At 67.1% G+C, this 12,538-nt stretch carries 13 protein-coding genes; 3 read left to right on the top strand and 10 right to left on the bottom strand.

The features are described from left to right. Positions 1 to 90: 90 nt before the first annotated feature. The 10 genes from argF to NKH31_RS10630 all read right to left on the bottom strand — a co-directional run bounded on the left by argF (position 91) and on the right by NKH31_RS10630 (position 11,084). A complete protein-coding gene (argF, locus tag NKH31_RS10675) occupies positions 91 to 1,065 on the bottom strand; it encodes an ornithine carbamoyltransferase (protein ID WP_254861782.1) in 975 nt (324 codons plus the stop codon). Beyond that, positions 1,062 to 2,267: a [LysW]-lysine hydrolase gene (locus NKH31_RS10670; RefSeq protein ID WP_254861781.1), complete on the bottom strand. Its 1,206-nt coding sequence runs from the start codon at positions 2,265 to 2,267 to the stop codon at positions 1,062 to 1,064. The genes argF and NKH31_RS10670 overlap by 4 nt, the downstream gene beginning before the upstream one ends. Then, complete coding sequence (locus NKH31_RS10665; protein ID WP_254861780.1) at positions 2,264 to 3,418, bottom strand: aspartate aminotransferase family protein; 1,155 nt, start codon at positions 3,416 to 3,418, stop codon at positions 2,264 to 2,266. Before NKH31_RS10665 ends, NKH31_RS10670 begins: the two co-directional genes overlap by 4 nt. Next, positions 3,415 to 4,359 carry an acetylglutamate/acetylaminoadipate kinase gene (locus NKH31_RS10660; RefSeq protein ID WP_254861779.1) on the bottom strand — a complete coding sequence of 315 codons (945 nt, stop codon included), beginning with the start codon at positions 4,357 to 4,359 and terminating at the stop codon, positions 3,415 to 3,417. Before NKH31_RS10660 ends, NKH31_RS10665 begins: the two co-directional genes overlap by 4 nt. Then, a complete protein-coding gene (argC, locus tag NKH31_RS10655) occupies positions 4,356 to 5,441 on the bottom strand; it encodes an N-acetyl-gamma-glutamyl-phosphate reductase (protein WP_254861778.1) in 1,086 nt (361 codons plus the stop codon). Before argC ends, NKH31_RS10660 begins: the two co-directional genes overlap by 4 nt. Then, complete coding sequence (lysX, locus tag NKH31_RS10650; RefSeq protein WP_254861777.1) at positions 5,441 to 6,373, bottom strand: lysine biosynthesis protein LysX; 933 nt, start codon at positions 6,371 to 6,373, stop codon at positions 5,441 to 5,443. The genes argC and lysX overlap by 1 nt, the downstream gene beginning before the upstream one ends. After that, complete coding sequence (gene lysW, locus NKH31_RS10645; protein WP_254861776.1) at positions 6,370 to 6,534, bottom strand: lysine biosynthesis protein LysW; 165 nt, start codon at positions 6,532 to 6,534, stop codon at positions 6,370 to 6,372. Before lysW ends, lysX begins: the two co-directional genes overlap by 4 nt. Positions 6,535 to 6,814: 280 nt before the next feature. Continuing rightward, positions 6,815 to 8,281: an argininosuccinate lyase gene (argH, locus tag NKH31_RS10640; protein ID WP_254861775.1), complete on the bottom strand. Its 1,467-nt coding sequence runs from the start codon at positions 8,279 to 8,281 to the stop codon at positions 6,815 to 6,817. Positions 8,282 to 8,283: 2 nt separating this feature from the next. Further along, positions 8,284 to 9,603, bottom strand: a complete 1,320-nt coding sequence (locus NKH31_RS10635; RefSeq protein WP_254861774.1) for an argininosuccinate synthase — start codon at positions 9,601 to 9,603, stop codon at positions 8,284 to 8,286. A 335-nt stretch (positions 9,604 to 9,938) separates the two neighbouring features. Then, positions 9,939 to 11,084: a helix-turn-helix transcriptional regulator gene (locus tag NKH31_RS10630; protein ID WP_254861773.1), complete on the bottom strand. Its 1,146-nt coding sequence runs from the start codon at positions 11,082 to 11,084 to the stop codon at positions 9,939 to 9,941. Between the two features lie 137 nt (positions 11,085 to 11,221). On the opposite strand from NKH31_RS10630, the gene NKH31_RS10625 reads away from it, so the two are divergent. From NKH31_RS10625 to NKH31_RS10615, 3 genes are all read left to right on the top strand, one after another. Next, positions 11,222 to 11,407 carry a DUF7554 family protein gene (locus tag NKH31_RS10625; protein WP_254861772.1) on the top strand — a complete coding sequence of 62 codons (186 nt, stop codon included), beginning with the start codon at positions 11,222 to 11,224 and terminating at the stop codon, positions 11,405 to 11,407. Positions 11,408 to 11,467: 60 nt separating this feature from the next. Then, positions 11,468 to 11,968, top strand: a complete 501-nt coding sequence (locus NKH31_RS10620) for a 2'-5' RNA ligase family protein (protein ID WP_254861771.1) — start codon at positions 11,468 to 11,470, stop codon at positions 11,966 to 11,968. A gap of 122 nt (positions 11,969 to 12,090) precedes the next feature. After that, entirely contained in the window at positions 12,091 to 12,507 is a 417-nt protein-coding gene (locus tag NKH31_RS10615) for a hypothetical protein (protein WP_254861770.1), read from the top strand. Positions 12,508 to 12,538: the final 31 nt, after the last annotated feature.

Below are 12,538 nucleotides of genomic sequence, written 5' to 3'. Positions count from 1 at the left end.
TATAACATATGCGGTTATTTCAGGAAGACTCACCCTCACCGAATCGGTAATCTCACGTTACCCTGTCAGTCACAGCGTCCAACGATCGGTTCACGAGCCTCGCAACCAGCCGAGCAGCCCTTTCTGGGCGTGCAGGCGGTTCTCCGCCTGTTGCCAGACGATCGTCTGCTCGCCTTCGAGCGCCGCGTCCGTGATCTCCTCGCCGCGGTGAGCCGGTAGACAGTGCATAACGGCGGCGTCCGGAGCCTGGGCGAGTAGCGAGTCGTTCACCTGGTAGGGTTCGAACGCGGACAGGCGTTGCTCGCGCTGGTCTTCCTGGCCCATGCTCACCCAGACGTCGGTGTAGACGACGTCGGCGTCGGCGACCGCGTCGACCGGATCGGACACCAGCGTCGGCGTCGTCCCGAGCTCGCCCGCCCGTTCGAGGACGGATTCGTCGACGCCGTATCCGTCGGGCGTCGCGACGGTGAGATCGATCCCGGCCATCGCACAGCCGATGACGAACGACTGGGCGACGTTGTTTCCGTCGCCGACCCAGGCGGCGCTGACGTCGTCGAACGGACCGACCGCCTCCCTGATGGTCAGGAGATCGGCCAGCGTCTGGCACGGGTGTGCGTCGTCGGTGAGACCGTTGATCACCGGTACGTCGGCGTACCGGGCGAGTTCGCACAGATCGGCGTGGTCGAACAGGCGCGCCATGATGACGTCGACGTAGCGCGAGAGCGTCCGCGCGGTGTCGCGAATCGGCTCGCCGTTTCCGAGCTGGATGTCGTCGTCGCCGAGGAAGATGGCGTGGCCGCCCAGCTGGGTCATGCCGGTCTCGAACGAGACGCGGGTTCTGGTGCTCGGTTTCTCGAAGAGCATCCCGAGGGTCTGTCCGGCGAGGTCGGCGTGCGTCCAGCCGCGCTGCTGGGCGGCTTTGTACTCGGCGGCGAGTTCGAGGACGGCCTCGAGATCGGTTCGCGAGAGGTCGTCGACGTCGCGGACGTGGATCGGATCGGCCGGGTTCGGGCCGGACTGTGCGTCTGTGGGTGTACTGACGTGGGGGTTCGGTTGGTAACTCATAGGTTCTCACCGTCGGATGTCGACGGAGAAGGTGTCGCAGTCGGCTGGCGATTCGTCTCCGTGGCGGCTTCGGCGTTTTCAGCCTCTCCCGCGATCGAGGTGGCGACGCGTTCGAGGACGGCGATCGCGCGGTCGAATTCGGCGAGCGAGAGGCGTTCGTCGGGGGCGTGATCGAGCGCGGAATCGCCCGGGCCGTAGGTGACGACCGGACAGTCCCACGCCGCTGCGAACAGGTTCGCGTCGCTCGTCCCGGTTTTACGGAGCAGACGCGGCTCGCCTCCCTCGTCGCGGATCGCCGCGCGGAAGGCGCGAGCGACGGGCGTTCGGGGACTCGCCATCACCGGCGGGATGGCCTCCGTCCACGCGAACTCGCCGCCCCGCTCGTCCGTGACGGCCTCGACGGCGGTTCGAACGTCTTCGACAGTCGTCGACGGGGGAACGCGAAACTGGACGTCCACCGTCGACTCGACGGCCAGTCCGTCGTCGGACGGACCGCCGTCGATGGCGACCGGTTTGGCCGTCACGCGCTCGAACGTCGAGGACGGATCGGCGCCGTCGGATTCGTCGGCCGGGGCCAGTGATTCGAGTCGGGTTTCGACGCGATCGAACCACGTCATCGCCGCCTGGATCGCGTTCGGCTCCGGACGCGACGCGTGGGCGGACGCCGTCGACGCGGTATAGGTTCCGCCACACAGCCCGCGATAGCCGAGCGTGATTCCGTCCGCCCCGGAGGGTTCGCCGTTTATCACCGCCGCCGGTTCGTCGCGTGCTGTGACGAGGTGGCGCGCGCCGCGCGAGTCGGCCTCCTCGCCGACCACGCCGACGAACGAAACCCCGGTTCGAACCGCCGCGACGGCCATCGCACAGAGCGGGCCGGTCGCGTCGACGCTGCCGCGTCCCCAGAGGACCGACGAGGTCGTCTCGGCCGAAGCGTCCTCTGTCCCCATTTCCTCCACGCGAACGGGAATCTCGCCGACCACCGTATCGACGTGGGAGGTGAGCAAGAGCGAATCGTCGCCCGGGGCTCTGACGTTGCCGACCTCGTCGATCCACACCTCGCGGCCGTGTGATTCGAAGAACGCCGCCAGCCGCGCTGTGGCCGCAGACTCCTCGCCCGACGGTGACGGGATCGAAACGAGATCGACCAGCAGCTCGCGGGCCGCCGCGGTCGAGACGTCGCGGGTGGTGGTCGATCGAGTCATTGCTCTGCGGTGGCGGTGAGAACGGTCTCCAGGGCCTCGACGAACGCGTCGGCGTGTGCCGGTTCGACGGTCAACGGCGGGAGCGCTCGGACGACGGTTCTGCCGGCCGGTAGCGCCAGGATCTCGTGGTCGAGCGCGAGGTCGCGCACGACGCGATTCGCCCCGCGACCGACCTCGAGGCCGACCAGCAGCCCCTCGCCGCGGACCTCGTCGATCGGGAGGGCCGAATCGGCGAGTTCGGAGTGCAGGTACGAACCGACCGTCTCGGCGTTCGCCGCGAGCGCGTCGTCTTCGATGACCGAGAGCGTCGCGTTCGCCGCCGCGGCGACCAGCGGATTGCCGGAAAAGGTCGAACCGTGCGAACCGGCCGACTCGGCGATCCAGTCGGCACACAGCGTCGCACCCATCGGGAGGCCGCTGGCGAGACCTTTCGCCGTCGTCAGCACGTCGGGGACGACCGGCGCGTCGGTCAGCGAGTCGTTTTCGCACGCCCACATCGAGCCGGTCCGACCGAGACCGGTCTGGATCTCGTCGAAGATCAGCGCCGTCTCCGTCTCCCTGGTGACCTCGCGCGCCGTTTCGAGGTAGCCCGCCGGAGCCGGATTGACGCCGCCTTCACCCTGAATGGGTTCTAGCAGTACGGCGGCCGTCTCCGCCGAGACCGCCGCACTGAGCGCCTCCGCGTCGCCGTACTCGACGAACGTGACGTCGGACAGCAACGGCTCGTAGGGCGTCTTGTACTTCGGCTTCCAGGTCGCAGACAGGCTCCCCATCGTGCGCCCGTGGAACGCGCCGCGCGTGGCGACGATCTCACTCGCGCCCGTCGCGCTGCGAGCGAACTTCAGGGCGGCCTCGTTTGCCTCGGTACCCGAGTTGCACAGCCAGACGTTGTCGAGATCGCCCGGCGCCAGATCGGCCAGCCGCTCGTAGAGCGTCGTGCGCGCCTCGACCGGGTACGATCCCTGGACGAACAGTAACTCGCTCGCCTGGGTCTGGACGGCCTCTACGACCGTCGGATGGCAGTGACCCACCGGCGTACACGCGTAACTCGCCCCAAAGTCGAGGTACTCCGTCCCGTCGTCGGCGGTGAGAGTGACCCCCTCGCCCGATTCGATGGCAATCGGCTTCTCCGCGAAGACGAAGCCACTCATCGGCCGGACACCTCCGCGGGAGCGTCGCTGGCTAGCGTATCGGCGTCATCATCGGCGAGCGTATCGGCGTCGTCGCCGGCGTCGAGCGCGTCGGATTCGATCGTCGTTCCCTGGCCCGACAGGGCGTTCGTGACCGGGTCGTTGGCGTTCGCGTCAGCGACGACGACCGACGACGCGCCACCTTCGAGCGCTTCGACCGCCGCCATGACTTTCTTCGTCATGAAGCCCTCGGCTGCCGCTTCCAGGTCGGCGAGTTCGGACGGGTCGGTCACCGACTCGATCAGCGTCTCGGCGTCGTCGGGGTCGGCGTAGACGCCGGCGACGTCAGTCAGAATCACGAGCGCAGCACCGAGCGCGCCGGCGACCGCGGCGGCGATCCGATCGGCGTCGGCGTTGACCGCGGTGTACCCTCCGTCCCCCTCGGCGCCGAGGACGGGACCGCCGACGACGGGGACGTAGCCGCCGGCGAGCAGCGCATCGAGAAGATCCGCGTTCACCGACTCGACCGTCCCGGAGTGGTCTCCGCGCAGTATCTTCTTTCTCCCGTCCTCGACGACTTTGACGGCGGATTTTCGCCTGCCGGATACCAGCGTGCCGTCTAGTCCCGAGAGGCCAACGGCGTCGACGCCTGCGTTCTGGAGCGCACAGACGAGGTCGGTGTTGACGGTCCCCTGCATCGCCATCGTGAACGCCTCCATCGTCTCCTCGTCGGTGAAGCGACCGACGACGCCCTCGGGCGTCTCGACGTACGTCGGCTCTCGGCCGAGCGCCGCGAGCGTCTCGTCGACGGCGGTCGACCCGCCGTGGACGACGACCACGTCGCGTCCGCTCGCGTGAAGGTGGGCGACGTCCGCCAGGGTGCCGGCCGGGTCGACCGCCCGGGCGCCGCCCAGCTTGACGACGATCGGACCAGCGCCGGCGTCGGATTCGTCGCTCGTCATGGCGCCCCCACGGGATGGAGTCCCGAAAATTCGAGTCCGGCGGTCTCTGCGAAGCCGAGCGCGACGTTCGCGGCGTGGACGGCCTGACCCGCCGAGCCCTTCACCATATTGTCGATCGCCGCGAAGACGACGACGCGCCCGTTCTTCGGATCCAGCTCGAAGCCGACCTCCGCGTAGTTCGTCCCGGCGACGGCCTTCGGTTCGGGATAGCGGTAGACGCCGGTTCCGCCGGCCGCGAGTCTGACGAACGGCTCGTCATCGTAGCACGATCGATACGCGCTCCAGAGGTCGCCCGCGGAGACGGCCTCGGACGGAAAGACGTGGCTCGTCGCGCTCGCGCCGCGAACCATGTCCACGGCGTGGCAGGTGAACGCCACCGACGTCCCGAGCCACCGCTCGATCTCGGCTTCGTGGCGGTGACCCGTCGGCGCGTACGGGCGAACGACGCCCGAACGCTCCGCGTGGCTCGACGCCTCACCGCCGCCGGCGCCGCCTTCGGACGAGCCGACCTTGACGTCGACGACAATCTGCTCGTCTCCGGAGAGAACGTCGCCCTCGAACAGCGGGTAGAGTCCCAGGATCGTCGCGGTGGCGTTACAGCCGCCGACGGCGATCAACTCGGCGCCCGGCAGGTTCTCGCGGTTTACTTCCGGCAGCGCGTACTCGGCTGCGTCGAGGTACTCGGGAGCGACGTGGCCGTCGTACCACTCGTCGTAGGCTTGCGCCGATTCGAGGCGAAAGTCCGCCGAGAGGTCGACGACGAGACCTGCGGCGTCCGCGTAGGCCTCGATGTGCTCCATCGAGACGCCGTGCGGTGTCGCGGCGAACAGCACGTCGACCGACTCCAGATCGATCGGTTCCGTGAATCGAAGCTCGCTGGTTCGAAGCGGCGGGTGTCTCGACCCGACGCTCTTGCCGGCGTACTGGCGACTGGTCGCCTGCTGGAGGTCGAAATGAGGGTGGCCGGCGAGCAGCCGACAGAGTTCGCCGCCCGCGAAGCCGCTGGCGCCGACGACGCTCGCCGTGACCGTCGCCGCGTTGCCGTCAGCATTCGAGTCGGTCGCCTGCACTCCGCTCGACATCAGACCGTCACCTCCAGGTGAGCGTCGGCGGCGTCGGCCGCCTCGGCTTTCAGTTCGAGCCAGTCGACGACGGCTGCCGGTACGTCCACGTCGACGGCCTCGTCGAGTGCCGTAAATTCGGCGGTGTGGTTGACCTCGTGGACGGTGTAGCTCGCCGGCGAGTCGTCACCGCTCGCGGTCTCCGCGTCGTGCGGTGACCCCGTCTCCATCAGATCGATTCCGAGCAAGCCGCCGCCGACGGCGTCGCTCGCGGCGGCGACCAGTTCCGCCACCTCCTCGCCTACGTCGAAGGCGTCTGTCTCGGCCCCCTTCGCGGCGTTCGTCAGCCAGTGATCCGACGAGCGCGTCATCGCGGCGATCGGCTCGCCGTCCGCGGCGACGACCCGGATATCGCGGCCCGGCTTCTCGACGAACTCCTGGACGTAGAACACCTTGTGTTCGTAGTGACCGAGCGTCGCCTTGTGCTCGAAGATGGCCTCGGCCGCGTTTCGGGAGTCGATCTTCGCCATGAGCCGGCCCCACGAACCCACGACCGGTTTGAGCACGCAGGGATAACCGAAGGCCTCGACGGCGTCGAGGGCACTCTCTTCCGTGAAGGCGACCGTCGTCGCCGGCGTCGGGACGCCCGCCGCCTCGAGCGCGAGGCTGGTTTTCACCTTATCGGCGCAGATTGTTGCCGTCTCCGCGGCGTTGACGATCGGGACGCCGTAGGCCGCACAGAACTGCGTCGCGTACACGCTGCGACTCGTCGCGAGACACCGATCGACGACGAGATCGAGGTCGGCGAAGACCGACCCAGCCTCGTCGATCGCGAACTGCGCGTCCCGGACGTCGATCTTTTCGACCTCGTGACCGCGCTCGCGCAGTTCGGTGAGCAACATCTTCTCGTCCGTGCGTACGCGCGAGTAGAGGATTCCGATCTTCACGCTCACTCACCCCAGTCCTCTTCGAGCTCCGGGGCCCGTTCGAGGACTGGTGGGGCGGTCTCGATCACTTCGAGTTCCGCGCCGCAGGTCGTACAGTCGAGTATCTCACCCGCTTCCGCGTCGTCGTGCAGGGTCAGTTCGGCCCCGCACACTGAACACGTCGTCATTGTACGCCACACTCGGCCGTGGACGGTATTAAATACATCGTTTTACCCTATTAAATTATATATCTACAGTCGTCGCTATCCACCTCAGAAGCGTTCTCGCCCGCGAATCCGTGTCGAATGTCAGTTCGATAGAATAGCGTCCCCGGTCGGGGACCGCCGCCGTCGCGGCCGCCGCCGGAGCGGCTCGTTCGATACGACCGTGGTGTCCACTCCAGCCGGTAGCGAGACGACGGACCCGACCGCCGACGCGTGGCGTCCGGTCACACCGACGCGTGTCGCGTCAGACATACGTCGAAACTACCTCCATGCGCAGTTCGTCGGCCGCCTCGAGGAGACCGGCACGGTCGGCGATCGCCTCGCGGTCAGCCGCGAGCGACTCCCCGACCGCTTCGAGTTGCTCGGCCATCGCCACCGGGGCTGGACCCCCCGCGGAGTCCCGACTCGCGACGCTCGCTTCGGCGTCGAGGGCCGCGTCGAGGGCCTCGGCCTCGACGTAGGAATCGAGCGAGTCCTCGAGGTGGGCGGACGCCGCGTCGGCGAGTGCCTCGCGGATCGGTGTCCCACCCGCGTCGGCGTCGGTCGCCGCCTGCGCGACCACCTCGTGAGCCGTCCGGAACGGGACGCCGCGTTGGGCGAGCAGATCGGCGACGCCGGTCGCCGTCGAGAAGCCCTCGTCGGCCGCCCCAGCGAGCGTCTCGGCGTTCCACTCCGCCGTGACGACCGCCCCGGCGGCGACGCCGGTCGCCTCGGTGACCGCGTCGACGGTCCGCCAGACGTGCGGCGTTGCGCGCTGCAGATCGCGGTTGTACGCGCGGGGCAACCCCTTGAGCGTCGTCGTCGACCCGGTCACCCCGGCCGCCGCGTCGCCCGCGACGGCGCGGACGAGTTCGAGCGTATCCGGGTTCTTCTTCTGGGGCATGATCGACGACGTCGAGGCGTAGTCGTCGGCGATCTCGACGAAGCCGCGGTTCGCGAAGACGAGCAGATCCTCGGCGAGCCCCGACAGCGTCGTCGCGAGCGTCGAGAGTGCTCCCGTCGTCTCGAGGAGGAAATCGCGACTGGAGGCGGCGTCCATCGCGTTCTCGAGCACCGTCGAGAAGCCGAGTAACTCGGCGGTGCGCCTGCGGTCGACGTCGAACGTCGTCCCCGCGAAGGCGGCCGCCCCGAGCGGCGACGCGTCGACGCGGTCGTAGGCGTCGAGCAAGCGCGCCGTGTCTCGCGCAACCGCGCGCTCGTACGAAAGTGCCCAGTGGCCGACGGTCGTGGGCTGGGCCGGCTGCAGGTGCGTGTAGCCGGGCGCGAGGGTCTCGGCGTGGTCGCTCGCGACCGTCCGTAGCGACTCGCGCAGGACGAGCGTCGCCTCCAGCGCGTCGAGGACGTCCTCGCGCAGGCGGAAGCGGATGCACGTTGCGACCTCGTCGTTGCGCGAACGAGCCGTGTGCATCCGACCGCCGTCCGCGCCGACGCGCTCGACGACGGCCGTTTCGATCGCCTCGTGGACGTCCTCGCCGGCCGGGAGCGCGTCGTGACCCGCGGCCTCGATTACCTCGAGCGCGTCCAGAATCGACTCCGCCGTCTCGTCGTCGACGATCCCACGCTCGGTGAGCATCACCACGTGCGCGCGGTCGACCGCGAGGTCGGCCTCGAAGATGCGCTCGTCGGCGTCGAGCGAGGAGAGAAAGCCGCGCGCGGGGCCGCCGCTGAATCGATCGCGACGAACGACGCTGTCCGCGTTCGATTCGTCCATGATCAGGAGTGATTCGTGAGCGTGTCCGATGGCCCCTCGTTCTCGCCACCGTCAGTGGCGAGTTCGGGTGCGTCCTCGGACGCGTCGTCCAGGGCGGCGAGCGACTCGTTGGCCAGGCGGCGCTGGAAGCCGTGGTACTTCGCGACGCCCGTCGCGTCCTCCTGGGCGATCTTCCCGACCGATTCGGTGTCGAAGGAGGCGTGGGCCGCCGAGTAGGCCGCGTACTCGCTGTCGCGACCGACGGCGCGCGCCTGCCCGCCCTCGAACCGGATCGTGACGGTGCCGGTGACGCGTGTTTGCGTCTCGTCGATGAACCCCTCGAGGGCGGAAACGAGCGGCGCGTCGATCAACCCCTCGTAGGCTTTCTCGGCCCACTGCGCGTCGATTTGGGCTTTGAACTGGCGCTCTTCCTGCGTGAGGACGAGCCCCTCCAGCGCCTCGTGGGCCGACAGGAGCGTCGTCGCGGCCGGGTGCTCGTAGTTCTCGCGCACTTTCAGTCCCAGCATGCGATCTTCCATCGAATCCGTCCGCCCGACGCCGTAGCGTCCGGCGAGTTCGTTCAGGTGAGTGATCAGCGCGACGGGCTCCATCGTCTCGCCGTCATCAGAAGCGAACGCTTCTGATTGGCTCGCGGGAGCGTCGCTCCCGAGAACGTCGACGGCGACCGGGTAGCCGGATTCGAACGCGATCTCGATTTCGGCCGTCTCCCCCGTCGGCGCGTCGGTCCACTCGTAGATCTCCTCGCCGGGGACGTAGCTCGGATCCTCGAGTTCGGCCCCCTCGACGGAGCGACTCCAGAGGTTAGTGTCGACCGACCAGTCACCCTCGTTGCCGCCTTCGACTGGAAGGCCTTTCTTTGCCGCGTACTCCTGTTCCCACTCGCGCGTGAGCCCGAGTTCGCGCACGGGCGCGATGACTTCGAGGTCCGAGTCGCGCCAGATCGCCTCGAATCGAAGCTGATCGTTTCCCTTTCCGGTACAGCCGTGAGCGATTCCCGAACAGTCGTGTTCCTCGGCGACGGCGAGGATGGCCGACGCGATCACCGGCCGCGCGAGCGCCGTCCCGAGCGGGTAGCCCTGGTAGATCGCGTTCGCGCGAACGCCGTCGAAACACAGCTCGGCGAACTCGTCTTTGGCGTCGACGACGACGTGATCTAGCCCGAGCGCCTCGGCCGTCTCTGCCGCCTCTTCGAACTCCGATTCGGGCTGCCCGACGTCGACGGTGACGCCGAGAACCTCTTCGTATCCGTACTCTTCTTCGAGCAGCGGAACACAGACCGTCGTGTCCAGCCCGCCCGAGAACGCGAGTGCAACGCGTGTCATGTCGTATCCGAACGAACCGGCCGAACAGGGATAAATGCAGTGATTTTATTTTAGAAAATAAAGTTTAGAGCGTACACTAACGGAGGTTCTACCGTGTGTGAGCAAGCGATGCTAGGGAAAATAGCATCAGCCGGGTAACAAAGATGTAGTAAGTGTGGCCCTAGAGGGCCGGTCGGAACGCTCGCCGTCGTCGGGTCGCACCGCTCGCGAACGGCGAGAACGCGAGCGACGAGCCGACGATCATTGGAAGGGATAACAGTCTCAGTGGGTATAAACCCTGCGAGTGTGGCAACAATTGGTTGCGGCGTCAACAAACTCGCCGATAGGATGTCGGGTCAGCCGCTGTCGGCGGAGTCGTCTTCCGGAAGGGCCAGCACGTTCTCGCGACCGAGTCGGAACACTTCGACGTCACCCGCTTCTCGCAACTCGCCGACCACCTGGCTCGTCTTCGCCTCGGTCCATCCGAGTTCGGCGACGATCGTTTGCTGTTTCATCCGCCCGCCGTTGTCGGCGAGCAGCGTCAACACCCGCTCTTCGTTGCTCAGCAATTCCGGCGGTGGCGTCGTCGGGGCCGATCGGGTGGGCTGCTCGCTCGATGGCGCCGACTGGTCGTCGCGACGACTCCACCACACGATCGCGGCGGCCGCCCCGAGAAGTACCAGGCCGGCGAGCACGAACGGAACGAGAGAGCGATCGTCCGGGTCATCGCTCTCGTTCTCGACGGGTTCACCGCGTTCGAGAACCTCGACCCGCGGTTCACCGTCGATGAAGTCGGTCTCCTCGCCGTCCCAGCCGACGCCCGTCTCGCGATCGTGGTCGGGCGACGGTGAGATCTCCTGGAGTTCGTAGGCCTCCGGCCACCGAATCCAGAGCGTCGTCCCCTCGTCGAGCGTGTACTGCGAGAGCGCGTCGCCGATCCCGATCCACTTCGGCTCCACCGAAGCGAACCCGGACCAGGAGAAAGTGTAGGTGACCGTCCCGTACGTTCTGGGCGTCGTCACTTCGCCGATGGCGACCGTGACGGGGGTGATCGACATCTCTCGCTCCGTCCCGTTCCGTGCCGCCTGAAGCGTCGCGTTCCACCGCTCGTGTTCGCCGGCCGCGTACGCCGTCGATCGGTTTTCGATGTCCTCGCGAAGCGTCTCCCACTCCTCGTCCGTCTCGTTGGTGTCGAGTTCGTACCGGTAGGTGACGACGACGTTCGCCGTTCCGTTCTCGGCGACGTCGAACGTCGTCACGATGCGGTCGAACCCGTCGAGGTGGGCCGTCTCGTTCGAATCGTGTTCGTCGGCCGTCGCCGCGGCTGAACCGGAAACTGCCGCCGCCGAGTCGTGACCCGATGGTTCGTCCGTGAATCCCGCGACGAGGCCGACGCTACCGACGCCCACCACGAGCGCACCGATCAACATCCCACAGAGCACCACCCGCAACGTGCGGGTCGGCCACACGGCCATCATCAACCAGTCACTCAGCCTGTCCATTAGACTCTTACGTCCTTGCCCTGGAACTGTCAAGGAGGAGACGGCAAATGCGACCCACGAACGGTCCGCATTCAGACGATGTCCGTCGAACCGAACGGAACGGGGCTTTTTTGTCCGTGCCGCGACTATCGAAGGCTATGACACTCGATCGAGGCGACCTGGACGTCGAAACCCTGCTCAAGATCGTCCTGGTACTGATCGCAGTCTTGCTGGTCATCGAGATCTTCTCGGCGGTCCTCGGGCTGATCCCTGGTATCATTCGAACGATCGTGATGCTCGTGATCGCCCTGCTGATCGTCCTCTGGCTGCTCGACTCGATATAGCGCGACGGAACTCGACGTCACACCGCCACGCTCATTTTCCGACGCCGCCGATACCCGAACGTGTACAGCGTCAACGTCCCCGTTCCCGGGCGCGTCAGCCAGCTCGCCGACCGGCTCTATCCGGCCCTCCACGGGTTCGACCGCGTCCGCGAGACCCGCTCGTTGCTACTCAAGCGACTCGGCGACGGCGACGACGTCCACGCCCTCCAGCGGCGCACCCACCGCGCACTCGACGGCACCCCCGCGGTCGAAGCGGCCATCACCGGCGTCGACTACTTCGCCGACCCGCCCGTCGGCTCAGCCCCCGTCGTCTACCTCGCCGTCGAGAGCCCCGGCCTGGAGGCGATCCACGCCGACCTCTGTTCGGCCTTCGATCCGGTCGACGGCCTTGAGGGTGCAGACTACGTACCGCACGTGACGCTCGCACGCGGCGGCAACGAGGCAGCCGCGCGACGCCTCGCCGACCGCGAGATCGACCCGATCCGGTTTACCGTGACCGAACTGGAGTTCTTCGACGGACGCCATCGCCTCCCGGTGAGTCGGATCTCGCTTCCGGCGTGAATAGGAGTGTCTTTGGCAGCGAACGGCGACGACGAACGGAGGAATGGAGTCAATAAGGTACGGGTTCGGGACAGTCGGAATTAATACCTCCTGGACGAAATACGTCGTGAGTGGATATCCCGATGCGTGAGATTCCCCGTCGGACGACGATTTTGGCCGGGCCGGTCGCTTTACTCGTGCCCGGCTGCGTCGCAGTCCCGCGGAAGGCACCCACCGAGCCCACTATCCGCGCCGTGATCATCTCGAACGAAACGGACGAAGGCGAATCGATATCCGTCCGCGTCGAGGCCGACGGATCGATCGTCCACGAGGAGACGTACTCGATCGCCGCCGGTGCAGACCGTATCGTCGAAGAGCCGTGGATGGACGACCCAGCGGACTACGTCGTATCGGCAACGGTAGAGAACACAGCGGGTAGCGAAGTCGTCTCTGGCGGGCCGATACACGGCGAGTACGAGAAGGGCGCGTGTCTCACCGTACGAATCCGACGTGATGGAGTGACCCTACATCAACGACTCGCCGGAGGGCCCTGCCGGTGAGCGCGACGCCGCATACCCCATCGCCGAACCG

Source organism: Halovivax gelatinilyticus (assembly GCF_024300625.1).
Classification (GTDB): domain Archaea; phylum Halobacteriota; class Halobacteria; order Halobacteriales; family Natrialbaceae; genus Halovivax; species Halovivax gelatinilyticus.
This window is presented reverse-complemented; position numbering and strand designations above follow the sequence as displayed.

Bases quoted from the DNA above. Each gene is read 5' to 3' on its own strand.
- NKH31_RS10630 (WP_254861773.1), bottom strand. From the start codon at position 11,084: ATGGACAGGCTGAGTGACTGGTTGATGATGGCCGTGTGGCCGACCCGC.
- argH (WP_254861775.1), bottom strand. From the start codon at position 8,281: ATGGACGAATCGAACGCGGACAGCGTCGTTCGTCGCGATCGATTCAGC.
- NKH31_RS10615 (WP_254861770.1), top strand. From the start codon at position 12,091: ATGCGTGAGATTCCCCGTCGGACGACGATTTTGGCCGGGCCGGTCGCT.
- argF (WP_254861782.1), bottom strand. From the start codon at position 1,065: ATGAGTTACCAACCGAACCCCCACGTCAGTACACCCACAGACGCACAG.
- NKH31_RS10665 (WP_254861780.1), bottom strand. From the start codon at position 3,418: ATGAGTGGCTTCGTCTTCGCGGAGAAGCCGATTGCCATCGAATCGGGC.
- NKH31_RS10625 (WP_254861772.1), top strand. From the start codon at position 11,222: ATGACACTCGATCGAGGCGACCTGGACGTCGAAACCCTGCTCAAGATC.
- NKH31_RS10670 (WP_254861781.1), bottom strand. From the start codon at position 2,267: ATGACTCGATCGACCACCACCCGCGACGTCTCGACCGCGGCGGCCCGC.
- NKH31_RS10635 (WP_254861774.1), bottom strand. From the start codon at position 9,603: ATGACACGCGTTGCACTCGCGTTCTCGGGCGGGCTGGACACGACGGTC.
- lysW (WP_254861776.1), bottom strand. From the start codon at position 6,534: ATGACGACGTGTTCAGTGTGCGGGGCCGAACTGACCCTGCACGACGAC.
- argC (WP_254861778.1), bottom strand. From the start codon at position 5,441: ATGTCGAGCGGAGTGCAGGCGACCGACTCGAATGCTGACGGCAACGCG.
- NKH31_RS10660 (WP_254861779.1), bottom strand. From the start codon at position 4,359: ATGACGAGCGACGAATCCGACGCCGGCGCTGGTCCGATCGTCGTCAAG.